The organism is Klebsiella sp. JN_Kp121 (assembly GCF_040062145.1).
GTDB classification, from domain to species: Bacteria; Pseudomonadota; Gammaproteobacteria; order Enterobacterales; family Enterobacteriaceae; genus Klebsiella; species Klebsiella aerogenes.
This window is the reverse complement of record NZ_JBEAHX010000005.1, coordinates 231,383-249,374: the sequence shown is the minus strand read 5'-3', so window position 1 is coordinate 249,374 and position 17,992 is coordinate 231,383. Positions and strand designations below refer to the sequence as shown.

The window sequence follows — 17,992 nt, the reverse complement described above, 5'->3', positions numbered from 1 at the left end:
AGCTATCTCGATACGAATGGGTAAATGGTTATGTCACTCTTTCACTCTGTAAGCGACCTGATTGGTCATACCCCGCTGTTACAGCTGCATAAACTGGATACCGGCCCGTGCAGCCTGTTCCTGAAACTGGAAAACCAAAACCCCGGCGGTTCGATAAAGGATCGCGTGGCGTTGTCGATGATTAATGAAGCCGAGCGCCAGGGAAAACTGCGCCCCGGCGGCACCATCATTGAAGCCACCGCCGGTAATACCGGGTTGGGGCTGGCGCTGATTGCCGCGCAGAAAGGCTACAAACTGATCCTGGTGGTGCCGGACAAAATGAGCCGCGAGAAAATTTTCCATCTGCGTGCGCTGGGCGCCACCGTGCAGTTAACCCGCTCGGACGTCAACAAAGGTCATCCCGCCTATTATCAGGACTACGCCCGCCGTCTGGCGGATGAAACGCCGGGCGCGTTTTATATTGACCAGTTCAATAATGAAGCCAACCCGTTGGCTCATGCCACCACTACCGCGCCGGAGCTGTTTGAGCAACTCGATGGCGACATTGACGCCGTGGTGGTTGGTGTCGGCTCAGGCGGTACCCTGGGCGGTTTGCAGGCATGGTTTGCGCAACACTCGCCGAAAACCGAATTTATTCTTGCCGATCCTGCGGGCTCGATTCTGGCGGATCAGGTAGAGACCGGGCAATACGGCGAAACCGGCTCCTGGCTGGTGGAGGGGATCGGCGAAGATTTTATTCCCCCGCTCGCCCATCTGGAGAAGGTGCGCAAAGCGTGGCGCGTGACCGATCGTGAAGCGTTCGCCACCGCCCGGCAGCTGCTGCAAGTGGAAGGTATCCTCGCCGGCTCGTCAACGGGCACCCTGCTGACAGCAGCTCTGCGCTACTGCCGGTCGCAGTCCACCGCTAAGCGGGTGGTCACCTTCGCCTGCGATAGCGGTAACAAGTACCTGTCGAAAATGTTCAACGACGACTGGATGCGCCAGCAAGGTCTGCTAAGCCGCCCGACGCGCGGCGATCTTAGCGATTTTATCGCCCTGCGTCATGATGAAGGCGCAACCGTCACCGCCGCGCCCGACGATACGCTGGCTGCCGTCCTTGCTCGTATGCGCCTGTACGATTTCTCCCAGTTGCCGGTGCTGGAAAACGGCCACGTGGTTGGCATCGTCGATGAATGGGATCTGATAAGCCACGTCCAGGGCGACAGCCGGCGTTTCGCGCTACCGGTCAGAGAGGCTATGACCCGCCATGTCGAAACCCTGGATAAGCACGCCCCGGAAAGCGCGCTTAAAGATATCTTCGACCGTGGACATGTCGTGGTCGTTACTGATAACGATGGGTTTATCGGCCTGATTACCCGTAGCGACGTCCTGACCACCTGGCGTAACCGACTGGAACAATAAGGAACGAACATGAAAAATTTACAGACGCTCAGCGTCCATAGCGGCATTTTTAACGACCAGCATGGCGCGGTGATGCCACCAATTTACGCCACCTCTACCTTTGCCCAGCCCGCGCCGGGCCAGCATACCGGCTATGAATATTCGCGTAGCGGCAATCCGACCCGCCACGCGCTGGAAACGGCCATTGCAGAGCTGGAAAGCGGTAGCCGGGGTTTTGCTTTTGCTTCAGGCCTCGCGGCCATTTCCACGGTACTGGAACTGCTGGATAAGGATAGCCATCTGGTGGCGGTAGATGATGTCTATGGCGGCACATACCGGCTGATTGAAAATGTTCGCCGTCGTAGCGCCGGTCTGCAAGTGACCTGGGTCAAACCTGACGATCTGGCAGGCATCGAAGCCGCGATCCGCCCTGATACGCGGATGATTTGGGTGGAAACGCCGACCAATCCGTTACTCAAGCTGGCGGATCTTGCGGCCATTGCCGAGATTGCCCGTCGACATAACATTATCAGCGTCACCGATAATACCTTTGCCTCACCGATCATCCATCGCCCTATCGAACTGGGCTTTGATATCGTGGTGCATTCAGCGACCAAATATCTCAACGGTCATTCGGATGTCGTCGCCGGGTTGGCGGTGGTTGGCGACAATCCGACGCTGGCCGAGAAGTTGGGCTATCTGCAAAACGCCGTCGGCGGCGTACTTGACCCATTCAGCAGCTTCCTGACGCTGCGCGGCATTCGCACCCTGGCTCTACGGGTGGAACGTCATAGCAGCAACGCTCTGCTGCTGGCGGAATGGCTGGAGCAGCAGCCGCAGGTCGAGAAAGTGTGGTTCCCCTGGCTCGCCAGCCATCCCCATCACGATCTGGCCCGCCGACAGATGGCCCTGCCAGGCGGTATGATTTCCGTTGTGGTCAAAGGAGATGATGACTACGCCGGGCGCATCATCAAAAAACTACGGTTATTTACGCTGGCGGAAAGCCTGGGGGGGGTGGAAAGCCTGGTGAGCCAGCCATTCAGCATGACGCACGCCTCCATTCCGCTGGAACAGCGGCTGGCGAATGGCATAACGCCGCAGTTGATTCGACTCTCGGTAGGTATTGAAGATCCGCAAGACCTGATCGCTGACTGGCGAAACGCGCTACGTGAGTAAACGCTAACCCCGCGCGCGGCGCGGGGTTTCATTACCCTCAGCAGAAACATACCGCTTTGGCGTTTTCCGTCGGATGATAGGGATCGCTTCGGTGATCGTCGCTATCATCCCGTTTCCGCGGGATCTCGCCGTGTTTACCCGGCTCTTCTCGCGCCGGGTGTTTACCGCGTTTATCGAGTTCATGGTGATGCGCTCTGCTCATACTCAGGCTCTCCGGTTAATTGGGCGCTTGTTTGCGCAGCTTATCAACCCGCACCAGCGGCGGCGTCATTTTACTATCCAGGCTTCCGTTGATGCTCACCAGTTTGTCTGGCTTGATGTCCTGACCATCAAAAACGGCTGCCGGAATAATGGCCGCAATGGTGCCAGTTTTATCACGGAACAGATAACGGTCGTCGCCTTCATGCTTAATCACATTGCCGCGCAGGGAAATAGTCGCGCCGTCGTGCATGGTTTTCGCCTGCTCAATGGTCATAATCCGGCCATCCTCCATACCGCGATAGCCGTCGTCCAGCTGGTGCGGCGGCGGCGGTGCGGCATCGTTTTTAAAACCGCCCTTCTCTTCAGCCCAGACGCCAGCGGTGAGTAACAAACAGAGTGTCGCGATTAGCTTTTTCCTCATTATTTCACCTTTCATGTCAGCATGACTGTTATTAAAGTCTGGCCGCGGATAGCGATTTTAACAACGTCAATAATTCTGATATCAGCTAAAATAACAACGTCGCTATCGTATCGTTAAATATAAACATCATGCTGGAGCCGAAAGATGGACAATAATCAACAGGATCCGCCAGAGATAAACGAGAATCTACAGGCGTTACGCTTCGAGTATAACTTCCGGCGCTATGGGGTGGTTTTTCTCGCCATTATTATCATTGCTGCATTATGCGGTTTATTTTCATCTGGCTTCCTGAGCTCCGCCCATCATGAGAATTCCGCTTCATCGTTAACGGTAGACTATGACCGTTTTGCCAGGTTAATGAGCGAAACCGAAGTCAATGTTCAGGTAAAAAACAGTGGCCTCGCTCATACCTCAGTGGATTTTTCACCCACGTTATTAAGCCATTACCAAATTGGTGATATTCGACCGCAGCCCGATAAAATGTACAGCGCTAACGGTCATCTGATACTGGTTTACAATGAAAATAGCAGTGGCGCGCCGCTTTCGCTGTGGTTATCTATCACGCCAAAAACATTTGGCAAACTTTCCACGACACTACAGGCGAACCGGCAACCTGCCGTCACCTTTAGCCAATTTGTCTTTCCTTAGGAGTCACAACGATGGAAATGGTGCTCAGAGCCGTCGCAATCTATCTTATCTTATTGATTATATTTAAAGTTGCTGGCAGAAGAACGCTTATGCAACTCACCAGTTTTGATCTGATTTTACTGTTGATTATCAGTGAGGCCACGCAGCAGGCCATGCTCAGCACCGACTATTCTGTTACCGGTTCAATGCTGACTATTGTCACGCTGGTCAGCGTGGATATTTTATTTGGCTATATAAAGAAGCGCTTTTCTCAGGCTGAGAATTATCTTGATGGTTCGCCGACGATCGTCGTAGAAAATGGTGTTGTCGCTGACGATAAAATGAAAATGGTCAATATCTCTGTGGATGACATATTGCTCGCCGCGCGACAGCACCATGGTATATATCAACTTGAGAAGATTAAATTTGCGATCCTCGAACGTAATGGCCAGATTTCAATTATTCCGACCGAAGCGTAGAGACGTTACTTATCGCGTTCCGGTTGTTTATCGCCTGACTCAGGAGCCCGTGTCGGGTCGTCCTCTTCTTTTTCAGTAACATGATTAATATACATACCACCTCCAACTTTGCGGCATTGAATTATAAATTGTAGCGTTATCATGAAATTTGGCCATTGCCATAATAAATAATGTCGTCTGTTAGCCATAATAAGTACTCTCGGATATTTCCGACCACCGGCCAGCAATGAATCAATAATACTCAAGTACTCAGTGACCAATACACCATGGCGAAATGCCATGTTCAGACCAATTGAGGCGACTATGGCGGTAATGGTTATCACCGGCGGCAGTGCGGGCGCCGGTAAAGCGACGGCGCTATGTTTTGCTAAGGCAGGCTATGATGTGGCGATTATTGCGCGCGATGAAAGTGGGCTACAGGAGGCCGAAAACGCATGTCGACAGTACGGCGTCCGGACGCAGGTTATCAGCGCTGACGTCGCTGATGCCCGTTCGCTGCGGCAGGCCGCGGCGGAAATCGAAACCCAGCTCGGCGCCATTGAAGTGTGGATCAATAATGCCATGACCACGGTGTTAGCGCCCTTCCATTTGATGAGTGATGATGAATTTCGCCGCGTGACGGAGGTGACCTATTTAGGTTATGTCAACGGCACACGCGCCGCGTTGGAAGTGATGAGCCCCAGAAACCGCGGGATAATAATCCAGGTGGGCTCCGCGCTTGCCTGGCGTTCCATTCCGTTGCAATCGGCGTATTGCGGCGCGAAGGCGGCGATTCGCGGATTTACCGATGCAGTGCGAACCGAACTGATGCATCAACGCAGCCGGATCCAATTAACCATGGTCCAACTGCCGGGAATGAATACGACGCAGTTTGGTTGGGCAAGAAATAAAATGGATAAAGAGATGCAGCCCGTTCCCCCGGTTTATCAGCCTGAGGTGGCGGCAGAGGCGATTTTTAGCGTCGTTCAGCGCCCCGTTCGCGAGTTGTGGGTAGGTAAAAGCACCATTCAATCCATCGTTGGCCAATTTTTCTTCCCTTCACTACTTGACCGCCTGATGGTTAACAAAGCCTGGGAAGGTCAGCTGACAGCGCAAGCGAAACGTAGCGAAAAGCCAGACGATCTCTATTCTGCCGTGCGGGGCGAGCACAGCACCCGCGGGACATTTAGCGCTGGCGCTCGCCAGCGCTCATTTAACGTCAGCGCCGATTTGCCTGGTAAAGTCGCCTCCGGCGTTGGGATCGCATTTGGACTGATGATATTACGCGGACTACTACGCCGCCCGCGCAAGCGCCGTTAATCGTGCTGGCGGCTAAACCAGCGATAACCATAATCGGCAAGCTGTAACCGGCAGACCTTGCCGCCGGTAAGGCTATCGCGATAACGGCGGTCCTCCAGCACGCAGGACCAGTAACCTGTCTCCTGACGCGGCAATCGTACCTCTACCGGGCGTTCGCTGAAGTTCGCCAGCATCAGCAGATCGCGAGATTGACTGCGGTAGCGCAGCGCTAACACCGATGGCGGCAAGCCGGATACCAGCTCAAAGGGGGTGGTGCCAGGCTCATGATATTCGGCGCGCAGTTGAACCATCTGCCGCACTCGCTGCAGCAACGAGTGGCGTTGACGCAACGCCAGTTCGACGTTGACCTGCTGATATCGCCAGGGGCCGCTGGCAACCGGCCTGACGAGTAATTTTTCCGCCGCGGCGGTGGAAAAGCCCCCATTCACCCCGGCTGACCACTGCATGGGCGTCCTCACGGCATAACGCTCTTTCAGCGACAGATCCTCGCCCATACCGATTTCATCGCCATAGCGCATCACAGGCACGCCAGGCAGCGACAGTAACACCGCATGACAAAGCGCCAGCCGACGGATATTGCCCTCCAGCATCGGCGCAAGGCGGCGGCGAATGCCACGTTGATAGACTGACATCGACTTCTCGGGGGCAAAACAGCGCAGCACAAACTGCCGGTCTGCGTCCTCAATACCCTCCAGGTCGAGCTCATCGTGATTACGTAGCCAGTTAGCAAAACAGCAACCGGGCGGCGGCTTAATCATCGCTTGCAGCGCGCTAACGAGCGGCTTCACACTCTGCCGGGCGAGGCTGACGTAAAAAAATTTGTTCAGCCAGAAATTAAGCACCAGTTGCAGGCGATCGCTGTGGCCGAAATAGTGACGGTAATCGTTCACTGCCACGTCAACTTCACCGAGCAGAATGGCTTCAGGATTGGTCTGTTCAACCAGTTGCCGAAGATGGGCCAATATCCAGTACCCCTGCTCTTCGTCGCCATTTCCGGCTTGTTTAACCAGGTGTGAGGCGGCGTCTAGCCGAAAACCGCTCACCCCAACGCGTAGCCAAAAACGCACAATATTGTCAATTTCGTCTATCACCGGAGGGTGCACCAGATTGAGATCCGGCTCGTGGCGATAGAACATGTGACGATAATACTGTCCCGCCTGTTGATCCCAGCGCCAGACGCTCTTTTCGACACCGGGAAACATTGGCGGGTCGTCCTGTTCGGGCGGCGAATCGGCCCAGAGATAATATGGCCGGAAAGGAGAATGTCTGTTTTTACGCGCCTCCAGAAACCAGGGGTGTTGCGAAGAGGTATGCTGGATAACCAACTCAATGATAACGCGTATCCCCAGTTCCCGCGCGTCATCAATCAGTTGAATAACGTCACGGATTTGCCCAAAACGCGGATCGGGCTGCAGATGATCCTGCACGTCGTAACCGTCGTCGAGAAATGGCGTCAGATAAAAGGGGGTTAACCACAATACCGTCACCCCAAAGCTACGTAAGTAATAGAGTTTTTGCCTTATTCCGGCCAGATCGCCACAGCCATCACCATTGGCATCATAAAACAGCGAGGTATCAACCTGATAAATTACAGCGTTTTGAAACCACGGTTGCTCTGCCATCTTCGTCCCCTCGTTTTAGACATGCAGCCCCGCCAGCGTCATAAAACCGCGCACCAGCGTACTGATGATTAACACAACCAGAACGCCGCAACACCAGATCAACAGCAGCCAGCCCAGCCTTTTGGCGATACGCTTGCACATTAGTGATAGCCCTCATCTGCCCGCACCTTGCCGCGAAAGACCCAGTAACTCCAGGCGGTATAGGCCAGGATAACCGGAACAATCAGCAGCGTGCCGACCAACATGAACAACTGGCTGGCCACTGGCGCCGCTGCCTGCCAGAGCGTCACATTCGGTGGGATGATCCAGGGCCAGATACTTATCCCCAAACCGCTAAAACCAAGGAACAGCAACCCAAGCGTAAGAATAAAAGGCGCGGCGTGGCTGTCGGCGCGTTGACTCAGCCGCCATAACCAGAGGCTGAGGGTAAGGACCAGTAGCGGCACCGGTAGAAAATAGAAGACATTGGGGAGCGAAAACCAGCGTTCAGCAATTCGTTCGAGGGTAAGCGGCGTCCATAAACTAATGACAGCCATGGCAATTAGAAAAAGCAGCAGCAGTGTGCGTGTTAACCGACGCATCAAGCGTAACAACGCCCCGTCACTTTTTAAAATAAGCCAGGTCGCCCCCAGTAAGGCATAAGTGGCAATTAACGCTAATCCACAGAACAAATTAAATGGCGTCAACCAGTCAAGCGGCGAACCAGCGAATTGCCGCCCATGCAACGGAAAACCATGCAGAATGGCGCCGACGATGATCCCCTGGCTGAAGATGGCTAATAATGACCCCCACATAAACGCGCTATCCCAAAACCGGCGATGGGATTCCGCGGCTTTAAAACGAAATTCAAACGCCACGCCGCGGAATATCAGGCCAATAAGCATCGCGGTAAGCGGGATGGTCAGGGCGTCAACGATCACCGCGTAGGCCAGCGGAAAAGCGCCAAATAACCCGGCGCCGCCTAATACCAACCAGGTCTCATTTCCATCCCACACGGGCGCCACGCTATTGACCATGGTGTCGCGGTGCGCCTTATCGCGGGTAAATAAAAATAGCGCGCCGATGCCGAGATCGAAACCATCCATAACAATATACATCAGCGTGGCGAAGATGATTATCGCAAACCAGATGACTGCCAGATCCACTCCCATCAGAATTTCTCCTCACTCGGTAATTTATCCGGCGCCGATAAAGGACGCGCTGGCGTTCCGGAGGAATTAAGCGCTAATTCCGATTCAGGCTGAGGCCCCAGTTTGAGTAGACGAATAAGATAGAGATATCCCACGCCAAACACCGCAAAATAGACCACCACAAAGGCGGTCAGGCTGACGCTCATCTGCAGCGTACTATGCGCTGAGACGGCGTCCCGCGTGCGCAACAGACCATACACCACCCAGGGCTGGCGTCCGACTTCCGTCGTGATCCAGCCGGCCAGAATGGTCAGTAAACCGACAGGTCCCATCGCTAACGCAAACCACAAAAAAGGTCGCGAGTCGCATAAACGTTTATGGCGACGTAAATACCAGCCAATGACGCCAAGCGCGATCATCAAAAAACCGGCTCCGACCATAAAACGAAACGACCAGAAAACAATCGTCGAATTAGGCCGTTCGTTGGCGGGAAAGTCTTTCAGTGCTGGAACCTGGGCGCTACGGCTATGGGTGAGAATCAAACTGCCCAGGGCGGGGATAGCCAGCGGATATCGTGTGCGCTCTTCTGCCATATCCGGTAGGCCGAACAGTAGCAGCGGCGTAGCTTCGCCGGGTTTATTTTCCCAATGACCTTCAATAGCGGCAATTTTTGCCGGCTGGTGCTTGAGCGTGTTCAGCCCATGCATATCGCCGACTACGGCCTGAATGGGGGCGACAATCAACGCCATCCACAATGCCATTGAAAACATTGTTCGAATGGCTGGCGTATCGTTATCACGTAATAAGTGCCAGGCCGCCGAAGCGCCAACGAACAGCGCGGTACTTAGAAAGGCGGCGATAGACATATGTAGTAAGCGCCAGGGAAATGAGGGATTGAAGATTATCGCCAACCAACTATCTGGTATCACCTGCCCTTGCTCAATATGAAAGCCCTGAGGCGTCTGCATCCAGCTATTGGAAGCCAGGATCCAAAACGTTGAGGCCAGGGTTCCTATGGCCACCATACAGGTGGAAAAGAAATGTAATCCCGGCCCGACCCGGTTCCAGCCAAATAGCATCACGCCAAGAAATCCAGCTTCGAGGAAAAAAGCGGTTAAAACTTCATATGTCAGTAAAGGCCCGGTAATACTGCCTGCAAACTGGGAAAAACCGCTCCAGTTAGTGCCAAATTGGTAGGCCATGACCAGGCCGGATACCACACCCATACCAAAATTAATCGCAAAAATATTTAGCCAGAAATGATAAAGCTGGCGCCAGAGCAGGCGCCGTGTTTTTAACCACATGCCTTCCAGTACCACCAGATAGCTGGCAAGACCAATGGTTAATGCCGGAAAAATAATATGAAAGGAGATAGTGAAGGCGAACTGGATCCTCGCGAGATGAAATGCATCAAACTCAGCCATCAGGTTCCCCTTATTGACAAGATAGTCAGATTGATTGACCAAAGAAAGGGTAACCGCCAGCGGCTACCCTTTCTTTGACGGATGACTTTTATCCCGTGCAGGCGTACAACGTCTGGCCAGTTTATCTACCAGAATTTGCTGCCTCGGGGTCAATGACGGACACTGACAGTGCGCGTCAAAATTTATCTCTAATGTAATTTGCCGCCCTGCTGCCGTTAGCGGCGGCGCGCTATCGTTAATACGCGACAAGATAGCAAGGAGACGGATCATTTACAGACCTTTTGCCGCTAACGTTTGGCATCAAAACCCGGCGTTTCGGAGCGGATAATATATTGCTCCGTAATATCCGGAATATGTTGCAGCAACCATTCGGCCATGCCTCTCTCTTCCGCCAGAATACTTTCTAAATCCGCAATTGAATCATGATCGTTGACCTTTTGCGCGGCGGTTAATAAGGAGGTATAACAGGCGACCTCAAACTGCTCGAAAACGTAGCCGCTGATCACCCCTTTCACCACTTCATCTTGTGGAAACATTCCACCAATAGATTGTCCCATTGCGGCAATTTTACTCATTGAGTCTTTAAGAACCGAGCGGGAAATATTATTGCGCGCAATAATATCATCCAGCACGGTAATTTGCCGACGGGTCTCAAAAAGATGCTGCTCAAGGCGGGTGCATAATTCCGGGTAGCTGTCGATGCGTTTGACCATCGATTCAAGCATCGATTCGGCCTGCTTTTCCATAGCGTGCGCGTCACGCAACCAATCGTGATAGTTTTCAATATCAGTCATAACAACCTCTTTATAAAAAGATAATTACTCTTCAGCCTTATCTTCATTTTCTTCTGCGGCCTGGTCGGCTCGCGCTGCTCTATACCCTGATAAGTGGCCGACAATATTTGCATAAATACTAATAATGATGACCCACAGGACACTGTCTTTCCACCATATTACCGACGGTATAGCCAGTACAAACCACATTATCGCCGCGACGAGATGACACCTTTTTATTACAACCGGACTAAGACTCATTTTTTTGCCTGATGCCTTAGATAGGGTTAAGCGGACTGTTGGGCATCCTGATTGACGTGTCCAACGGCGATGTCCGTTAATTTCATATCAGCGTCTTTTTCTTCTTCCAGCGTTTCCGCCAGCAATTTCACCGCGGCTTTATAGCCGAGCTGCTCTGCCAGCGTACACAGCGTACCGTAGGCCGCAATTTCATAGTGTTCAACTTTCTGCGCGGCGGCTATCAGCGCAGCATCGCGGATCTCGTTCTTTTCCGTCGCTTCGATCACTTCGTTGGCCTCTTCGATAAGCCCTTCCATCGCCACACACTTCATCCGTTTCAGGCGAATTTGATCATTTTGTTCGAGGAGCTTATCAATACGTTCTATATGGCCCTGTGTTTCCTCAAGGTGAGCGCTGAATGCCGTTTGTAGCTCTTCACATGCGCTGGCGCGGGATAGTTTAGCCAGCGCGCGGGTTAACTGTTTTTCCGCGCTGTAGGTATCCGATAATAAATGAATAAAAATATCTTCAATGGTTTGTATTTTCATAATTCACACCTTTTAAAAACTGCGGGTCGGATGACCCGCAGGGTATTTTTAACAGCAGTTACCAGATCAAATCACTTATATTCACAAGCTAGCTATCACCGGATTTACGGCCGCCGCCATGGCTGTTTTTACCGCCTTTTTTACCGGCTTCGGATGCACGTTCCGGGTCATTTTTAAAATTCCCGCCGCTGTGCTGTCCGCCTTTACGTCCGGCTTCAGATGCTTTTTCCCGGTCTTCTGCAAAATTACCTGAACCACCTCTGTGTTCTGCCATAACGTTTACCTTTTAGCTTGGTTAGTAAAAGATGATTTAACGCTCTAAATCATCGCCGTCGAGAATTAAGTCTGGAGCAATAAGTGAAAAATGCAAATTAAACAAAATATATTAACAGTTGCTATAAAATTAATTAAAAAATAAATAGCGGGGCAGCAAAAATAAACAAGACATCGCTAAGATCATATTAACCAGAAGAAATAAACGCAACGGCACGGCCAAAACCCACCACGACTTGAGCATGAAAAAATAGAAATGTAAATAAAGTTAAATATTCTATTTTTAAATATTTCGCTGAATAATCTGAAAAATAACCCAGCGAAAGATTATATATAAATCGCCTTATATCAGTAAGTTGGCTAAGGAAAAGCGGGAATATGTCCATTGGGCAGGGATTTACATTTATCGTAGCGTCCGCATACCTTCTATCATTACTCTTTTCTGTGAAGGAGATTGCTATGGATAATGACAAACTGCGTACCAACCATTGGCCACAACCCCCTTTCCCCGATCAACCGCAAACGCCTCCCGGCCTGGCCGCCGAAATGGAACCCACACCGGATCATGGTGAAGTCAGCTACAGCGGGTCAGGACGGCTACAGGGTAAGAAAGCGCTGATTACCGGCGGAGACTCCGGTATTGGTCGCGCCGTGGCTATCGCCTTTGCCCGCGAAGGCGCGGATGTTGCCATTAACTATCTTCCGGAAGAACAGAGCGATGCGGACGCCGTCATCGCGCTTATCAAAGCGGAAGGCCGTACGGCGGTGGCAATACCGGGCGATATTCGCGTGGAATCCTTCTGTGAAACGCTGGTGGAAAAAGCGGTAAGCGGTCTTGGCGGTTTGGATATTGTTGTGAACAATGCAGGTCGTCAGCAATACTGTGAAAAAATTGAGCAACTTACCACCGCCGATTTCGATGCAACCTTCAAAACCAACGTCTATGCGCCGTTCTGGATAACCAAAGCCGCGCTGCCGCACCTCAAAGCCCAAAGTGTGATTATCAACACCTCTTCGGTACAGGCTTTTAAACCGAGCCCTATTTTGCTGGATTATGCCCAGACCAAAGCCTGCCTGGTGGCATTCACCAAATCGCTGGCCAAGCAGTTAGGGCCGCGTGGGATCCGGGTCAATGCGGTCGCTCCCGGCCCGTACTGGACGGTGCTGCAGTCAAGCGGCGGACAGCCGGCGGAAAAAGTGCAAAACTTTGGCGGCGATACGCCACTTGGGCGGCCAGGGCAACCCGTTGAGATCGCCCCATTGTATGTGACTCTCGCCTCTGATGCCTGCTCGTATGCCTCCGGCCAGGTCTGGTGTTCAGACGGCGGTGACGGCGTACTTTAATAATGGAATGCCGGCAGCACCAGTTCGCCAATCTCCTGCATCGTCTCGGCCAGCGGACGCTGGTTGCGACGAAAATGCAGACCGATATGGTTCACGCCGGCATCGCGCATCGCATTTAATTCCTGAATGAGACCATGGCGGCCGCTGCTGATGCCGAAACGATGGCGCTGAATCGGCGCATTGGCGTCATCTTGCAGATCCAGGTGGATAAAGCTGATATAGGGTTTCTCGCCCGCTACCCAACGCCACAGCTTGACGCGGCTAACGTGCTCGTCAGGCTGGCCAGGATAGGCGAGCCAGCCATCCATATTGCTGCCTACCCATTGCGCCGTTTGTTGCGCCAAACCAGCAACCAGCAGCGGCGGGGTCGGTTTGGCTGGCAGCAACTCCAGGCCCGGCTCCAGCTGACGATCGGTCTCGCCCTTCAGCACGCTCACGCCGTGACGGAAACGCTCGCCGCGGCTGGCGTAGTCTTCACCAAATAGCGGGTATTCGACCGGCCTGTCGCCGCTGGCGATGCCCAATAGCAGCCGGTCGCCGCTGAGCGCCTGCACCGTGGCGGCGGCTTTACGTACCAGCCATGGCTGACGTAGCGGCAGCACAACCGCCGCTGTGCCCAGCAAAATATTTTGCGTCAGGCTCGATAAATAGCCGAGGTAGGTAAAGGCTTCAAAGACGTTAGCCGCATCGCCAAACTGCGGATCGTACAGCGGAACATCGCGGATCCAGGCAGCGCGAAACCCGAGCGTATCCGCCAGTTTAATGCGCTCCGCGTGCTCGCTCATATCCGGCACGCCAAACGGTCGCCCGTCGCGCTGCCGTTTTAGCTGTCCGCTTGTCGACCAGTCATTGTCCAGCGGCAGTTCCACGCCAATCGTTAGCGGCTGCTGGGTTAATTTTTCGATGCTCATGGGTCACTCCGTCAACCGCCGTGCGGTATCACGTTGAAAATATGAGCAAAGTGTTTCATGGAATGCTATTGCGATAAACAGCACTAATCGCAATAGATAATTGCTATTTATGGAATTATCTTTAGTTCTGATTTTGTTTTAATGGACCGCTCACCAACACCAGAGGAAGAAACAATGATAAAAACCGACGCCTGGCTGTGGAAAAGGCACGCCTCCCCGCTTCTGCTTGAACGCCATGAGAAAACATTAGTCACGCCCGCTGACGATCAGGTGCTGATCGAGAACCGCGCCATTGGTCTTAATCCGGTCGACTGGAAGCTGATGGCCGGTCTCTCCGACGCCTGGCAGGAGGATCAGATCCCCGGCGTCGACGGTATGGGGGTGATTACCGCCGTTGGCCGCAACGCCCGCCACCTTCGTCCCGGCACGCGAGTGATGTATCACACCGACCTGCGTTTTGACGGTAGCTTTGCCCGCCATACGTTAGTCAGCGCCCAGGCGGTGATTGCGGTTCCCGACCACATCAGCGACCTCACCGCTGCGGCGCTGCCGTGCCCCGGTCTGACGGCGTGGCAGGCAGCGCAAAAGATCCCCCTTCCGGCTGGCGAGAATGTACTGGTCAGCGGCGCCGGCGGCGCTGCCGGCAGTCTGTTAAGCCAGTTATTGATTGAGAGCGGCGCTAACGTCTACGTCACGGCCAGTGCCACACATCACGCGAAACTGCTGGCTCGCGGGGTGATTCAGGCCTTTGATTATCACCATACTTCCTGGCCGCAGGAGCTAAAACGCGCGCTGGCGGGTAAATCGCTGTATGCCGCTTTCGATACCGTAAATCAGCAAAATGCCCTTTCGCTTGCCGGGTTGCTCGGCTACTACGGCCATCTGGTCTGTATACAGGACCGGCTCGAGCACGCGCCGCTACCCGCGTTTACTACCAGTATCTCACTACATGAGGTCGCGCTGGCGGCAATCCATCCTTACGGTACCCAGAGACAGTGGAGTCGATTACGTCAGGCCGGGGAAAGCATGCTGCAGCAGATCGGCCGCGGCGAACTGGTGATGCCGCCGATAGAAAGCGTCAGCTTCGACGAGATCCCACAGGCGCTGGAAAGGCTAAAACAGAACAATAATGGTATTAAGTACGTAGCGGTGCTGTAATATTCATCAGCACGATGAATAACCTCAATCCCAAAAACCGGGTAATCGATGCCACATCCAACGGGCCTCTTTCCGCTGGATGAGGCATTCATCGCTTCGCTTCCGTAGGTCGGTCTGGTGCTGAATGGTTACAATAGCCTGAGATTCAGCAGAGTGATTAACAAAAATATAACAGCTAGATCGCCAACTAATAGTCACACACATCGATTAAAAACTCAGATTGAAAGAATCAAAAAAAGGAGTAACGTTAAAAAAACATTAACAAAGAGGTGCAAAATGTTACGTGATTATTTAAAACTGGATTCTGAAGACCAATTAGTTGAACAACAAAGCGGTCATCAACCTAGCCAGCAGTATACCGAAGTGACTGAGTGGGTGATCCTCAATAAAGAGGGTAAGAAAAAAGGCCGCGTCTCCCTGTTTGATAAATTTAATACTCGTCGCTCGTGGAATGTCAATTTTCGCATTACCCAGTTTGATAACAGCGGTAAAGTTATCGTTGACCAACTGACAGACGCTATTTAACAGAATAATTAATAACATAGCGCCCAATCTGTGATGGAAACCACCTGACAAAACGCTGAGGCCAGCAACCGCATTCACGCGGGAAAGCGTAAGAAGTTTTTCAACTCATCAATTAGCCGCTCGTTTTATAATAATAAAATGAGTACTCGCTGCGCCTGAAGAAAAATAAACGCGCCAGTCGGCGCGTTTAATCATTAATTGTTTCTGACCGGCGGCGTCACCCTGACGCCAATAAAGACAATCAGCATGGCGCTTAATAATAACAGCCCGCTGCCGGTAAATACGCCGCTGGCGCCGCTGATATCAAATATTGCCCCACCGCCGGCAGCCCCGGCGCTAATGGCCAGCTGGATCGCCGCGACTAATAATCCCCCCGCGCTTTCCGCTTCATCCGGTACCGTAGTGGCAAGCCAGGTTGACCAGGCCACCGGCACCAGGCCGAATGCAAATCCCCACAGGGCGACCAACAGGCCATCCAGTAGCGCAATATGACCATACAGCACCATCATCAGCGCCAGCAAGCTCATCGCCAGTGGAACCAGCGCCAGCGTCATCCGCAAACTGCGCGCCAGCAGATGCCCGGCAAGCGAGGTGCCAATAAAGTTGGCCACGCCGAACCCCAGCAAAATCAACGATACCCCTTCTACGCTTGCCAGCGCCACGGTTTCGAGAAATGGCCGCAGATAGGTAAAGAAAGCGAAGTGTCCGCCAAAAATCAAAATCGAAGCCAGCAGACCGCCAACCATTCCCGGCCGCCGCAGTACCTTAAAGAGCGTACTAAAGCTGCCAGCACTTTCCGGGCGCATCGACGGCAGTACCCATAGCTGCCACAGCAGCGCGACCAGGCTCGGTACGGCGCAGATGATAAAGACGTTACGCCAGCCAATGAGCGCGCCCAGGTAGCTACCCAGCGGCGCCGCCACTACGGTGGCAATCGACACCGCCGAGAAGATAATCGCCAGCGCTTTCGGCACCATCGCCGCCGGTACCAGCCGCATCGCCGTCGCCGTCGACATCGCCCAGAAGCCGCCGATAGCGATGCCAAGCAGCAGGCGTCCCAGCAGCAGCAACTCCAGTGAACCGGCAAAGGCCACGATCAGACTGGAGATGATTTGCAACACGGAAAAGAACATCAGCACCCAACGCCGGTCGATATTGCGGGTTGCAGAGGTAATCAATAACCCCGTCACCAGAGCGATTAACGCCGTGGCGGTCACCGCCTGTCCGGCCATCCCCTCACTCACGCCCAGGCTGCTGGCCATTGGCGTCAGTAAACTGGCCGGTAGAAATTCAGCGACGATCAGGCCAAAGACCCCCAGCGCCAGCGCATACACGGCGCGCCACGCCGGGCGGGCGTTAATCGCGCTCTCTTCAGCGACAATGCAAGAACTCATATACATCTCTCCAGAATCATTAACATTCGCCAAGCTTAGTGGCTTCCGTTAAGACGATATATGATACATACTCTGCAATTATTGATTATTCGTCCGGAAAAACGATGAGCCAGCAAACCTTAGATCTGACCAGCGAGCTGTTACAGGGCATGCGACTGTCGGGAGTGAAATACCGACGGATTGAAACCTCACGTCCTTTCGGCGTGGAGTTTAATTCGGTTCCTGGCAAAGCGCAGTTTCATTTTGTCAGCCGCGGCCCGCTGCTGCTAAAAATGAGCAACGGTAAACAGTTCTCGCTTGAGAGCGGCGATGCGGTGTTCATTCCCAATAGCGATGCGCACGCCCTGCTCTCAGATAGCAAAGCCGCGCGGGTGAACGTGATGGAGCTCGACAGCAAACCGGTCTGCGGGACGGTTTCCTGCATCAAAAACGCAGGCTGCGTTAATACCGAAGAGAATGCGGTTATCTTCAGCGCCTGTATGGATTTTGAATTAGGCGGAATGCAGCCGCTGGTTCGGGCCATGCCGGAGGTAATGCTGGTGAGTAGCCTGTTAAGCGCCCGCCCCGAAATCCAGCCGCTGCTGGCGGCAATGGAGCGTGAATCCCTGACGCGTCAGGTGGGCTATGCCGGCATTCTGGCACGTCTCGCCGATGTCGTCGCGGCGCTGATCGTCCGCGCCTGGGTGGAATGCGGCTGCGGTAACGCTACCGGCTGGGTACAGGTACTGCGCGACCCGAAGCTATCGCGCGCGATATATGCTATGCATCAGCAGCCCGGCGTCAACTGGAAGGTAGAAGACTTAGCCCGCGAATCCGGCCTGTCGCGTTCGGTGTTCGCCGAACGGTTTCTCACCGCCACCGGTACCACGCCGGCCCGCTACCTGACAGAATTACGCATGCGCTTGGCGGTACAATACATCAGCCATGAAGGCGAAGCGCTGGAAAAAGTCGCCTTCCGCCTCGGCTACAACTCGCTCGCTGCCTTTAGCCGCGCCTTTAAACGCATTACCGGCAAAGCGCCGGGAGCGCTACGCAATGGGGTCAATGAACAAGCGGTAACCTGATAA

At 53.4% G+C, this 17,992-nt stretch carries 21 protein-coding genes; 9 read left to right on the top strand and 12 right to left on the bottom strand.

Translation table 11 applies throughout. The features are described from left to right. The first annotated feature begins 24 nt into the window (after positions 1 to 24). Positions 25 to 1,401, top strand: a complete 1,377-nt coding sequence (locus ABLU86_RS10210; protein ID WP_348796068.1) for a pyridoxal-phosphate dependent enzyme — start codon at positions 25 to 27, stop codon at positions 1,399 to 1,401. A 9-nt stretch (positions 1,402 to 1,410) separates the two neighbouring features. Continuing rightward, entirely contained in the window at positions 1,411 to 2,556 is a 1,146-nt protein-coding gene (locus tag ABLU86_RS10205) for a PLP-dependent aspartate aminotransferase family protein (protein WP_015705357.1), read from the top strand. Between the two features lie 37 nt (positions 2,557 to 2,593). On the opposite strand, the gene ABLU86_RS10200 is transcribed toward ABLU86_RS10205, so the two are convergent. Both ABLU86_RS10200 and ABLU86_RS10195 read right to left on the bottom strand, forming a co-directional pair. Next, positions 2,594 to 2,758, bottom strand: coding sequence for a hypothetical protein (locus ABLU86_RS10200; RefSeq protein WP_015705356.1), 165 nt, complete (start codon positions 2,756 to 2,758; stop codon positions 2,594 to 2,596). 15 nt (positions 2,759 to 2,773) lie between these two features. Continuing rightward, positions 2,774 to 3,178, bottom strand: a complete 405-nt coding sequence (locus ABLU86_RS10195) for a YdeI family stress tolerance OB fold protein (protein ID WP_015366670.1) — start codon at positions 3,176 to 3,178, stop codon at positions 2,774 to 2,776. A 144-nt stretch (positions 3,179 to 3,322) separates the two neighbouring features. Here ABLU86_RS10195 and ABLU86_RS10190 point away from each other — a divergent pair, with 144 nt between their 5' ends. From ABLU86_RS10190 to ABLU86_RS10180, 3 genes are all read left to right on the top strand, one after another. Next, positions 3,323 to 3,826, top strand: a complete 504-nt coding sequence (locus ABLU86_RS10190; RefSeq protein ID WP_015705355.1) for a hypothetical protein — start codon at positions 3,323 to 3,325, stop codon at positions 3,824 to 3,826. Between the two features lie 11 nt (positions 3,827 to 3,837). Next, positions 3,838 to 4,284, top strand: coding sequence for a YetF domain-containing protein (locus ABLU86_RS10185; RefSeq protein ID WP_015366672.1), 447 nt, complete (start codon positions 3,838 to 3,840; stop codon positions 4,282 to 4,284). 279 nt (positions 4,285 to 4,563) lie between these two features. Next, positions 4,564 to 5,583 carry an SDR family oxidoreductase gene (locus ABLU86_RS10180; RefSeq protein WP_226938411.1) on the top strand — a complete coding sequence of 340 codons (1,020 nt, stop codon included), beginning with the start codon at positions 4,564 to 4,566 and terminating at the stop codon, positions 5,581 to 5,583. On the opposite strand, the gene ABLU86_RS10175 is transcribed toward ABLU86_RS10180, so the two are convergent. The 8 genes from ABLU86_RS10175 to ABLU86_RS10140 all read right to left on the bottom strand — a co-directional run bounded on the left by ABLU86_RS10175 (position 5,580) and on the right by ABLU86_RS10140 (position 11,594). Then, a complete protein-coding gene (locus tag ABLU86_RS10175; protein WP_348796069.1) occupies positions 5,580 to 7,205 on the bottom strand; it encodes an alpha-amylase family protein in 1,626 nt (541 codons plus the stop codon). The genes ABLU86_RS10180 and ABLU86_RS10175 overlap by 4 nt on opposite strands. Before the next feature lie 15 nt (positions 7,206 to 7,220). After that, complete coding sequence (locus ABLU86_RS10170; RefSeq protein WP_015366675.1) at positions 7,221 to 7,346, bottom strand: DUF2474 family protein; 126 nt, start codon at positions 7,344 to 7,346, stop codon at positions 7,221 to 7,223. Next, positions 7,346 to 8,356 (bottom strand): cytochrome d ubiquinol oxidase subunit II, encoded by a 1,011-nt coding sequence (gene cydB / locus ABLU86_RS10165; RefSeq protein ID WP_045413903.1) that lies wholly within the window; start codon positions 8,354 to 8,356, stop codon positions 7,346 to 7,348. The genes ABLU86_RS10170 and cydB overlap by 1 nt, the downstream gene beginning before the upstream one ends. Continuing rightward, entirely contained in the window at positions 8,356 to 9,759 is a 1,404-nt protein-coding gene (locus ABLU86_RS10160) for a cytochrome ubiquinol oxidase subunit I (protein WP_015366677.1), read from the bottom strand. Before ABLU86_RS10160 ends, cydB begins: the two co-directional genes overlap by 1 nt. Before the next feature lie 287 nt (positions 9,760 to 10,046). Then, a complete protein-coding gene (locus ABLU86_RS10155) occupies positions 10,047 to 10,553 on the bottom strand; it encodes a DUF892 family protein (protein ID WP_015366679.1) in 507 nt (168 codons plus the stop codon). 24 nt (positions 10,554 to 10,577) lie between these two features. Continuing rightward, positions 10,578 to 10,793, bottom strand: a complete 216-nt coding sequence (locus ABLU86_RS10150; RefSeq protein WP_058676124.1) for a hypothetical protein — start codon at positions 10,791 to 10,793, stop codon at positions 10,578 to 10,580. A gap of 26 nt (positions 10,794 to 10,819) precedes the next feature. Continuing rightward, positions 10,820 to 11,320: a ferritin-like domain-containing protein gene (locus ABLU86_RS10145; protein ID WP_015366681.1), complete on the bottom strand. Its 501-nt coding sequence runs from the start codon at positions 11,318 to 11,320 to the stop codon at positions 10,820 to 10,822. 88 nt (positions 11,321 to 11,408) lie between these two features. After that, the gene (locus ABLU86_RS10140; RefSeq protein WP_004143718.1) at positions 11,409 to 11,594 is read right to left on the bottom strand and encodes a general stress protein; all 186 of its coding nucleotides are present in this window, start codon (positions 11,592 to 11,594) and stop codon (positions 11,409 to 11,411) included. Positions 11,595 to 12,052: 458 nt separating this feature from the next. Here ABLU86_RS10140 and ABLU86_RS10135 point away from each other — a divergent pair, with 458 nt between their 5' ends. Next, positions 12,053 to 12,937, top strand: coding sequence for an SDR family oxidoreductase (locus ABLU86_RS10135; RefSeq protein WP_015366683.1), 885 nt, complete (start codon positions 12,053 to 12,055; stop codon positions 12,935 to 12,937). Here ABLU86_RS10135 and ABLU86_RS10130 read toward each other — a convergent pair. After that, positions 12,934 to 13,848 carry a TIGR03571 family LLM class oxidoreductase gene (locus ABLU86_RS10130; RefSeq protein WP_047054689.1) on the bottom strand — a complete coding sequence of 305 codons (915 nt, stop codon included), beginning with the start codon at positions 13,846 to 13,848 and terminating at the stop codon, positions 12,934 to 12,936. The two genes, ABLU86_RS10135 and ABLU86_RS10130, sit on opposite strands and share 4 nt — an antisense overlap. 174 nt (positions 13,849 to 14,022) lie before the next feature. On the opposite strand from ABLU86_RS10130, the gene ABLU86_RS10125 reads away from it, so the two are divergent. Together ABLU86_RS10125 and ABLU86_RS10120 are read left to right on the top strand one after the other, a co-directional pair. Continuing rightward, on the top strand, positions 14,023 to 15,006 hold the full coding sequence (locus tag ABLU86_RS10125; protein ID WP_052766220.1) for a zinc-binding dehydrogenase: 984 nt from the start codon (positions 14,023 to 14,025) through the stop codon (positions 15,004 to 15,006). Positions 15,007 to 15,282: 276 nt separating this feature from the next. Continuing rightward, on the top strand, positions 15,283 to 15,531 hold the full coding sequence (locus ABLU86_RS10120) for a hypothetical protein (protein ID WP_015366686.1): 249 nt from the start codon (positions 15,283 to 15,285) through the stop codon (positions 15,529 to 15,531). 194 nt (positions 15,532 to 15,725) lie between these two features. Here the strand turns inward: ABLU86_RS10120 and ABLU86_RS10115 are convergent, their stop codons facing one another. Further along, complete coding sequence (locus tag ABLU86_RS10115) at positions 15,726 to 16,925, bottom strand: MFS transporter (protein ID WP_047077511.1); 1,200 nt, start codon at positions 16,923 to 16,925, stop codon at positions 15,726 to 15,728. A gap of 104 nt (positions 16,926 to 17,029) precedes the next feature. Here ABLU86_RS10115 and ABLU86_RS10110 point away from each other — a divergent pair, with 104 nt between their 5' ends. Next, complete coding sequence (locus tag ABLU86_RS10110; protein WP_020078898.1) at positions 17,030 to 17,989, top strand: AraC family transcriptional regulator; 960 nt, start codon at positions 17,030 to 17,032, stop codon at positions 17,987 to 17,989. The last annotated feature ends 3 nt before the right edge of the window (positions 17,990 to 17,992 follow it).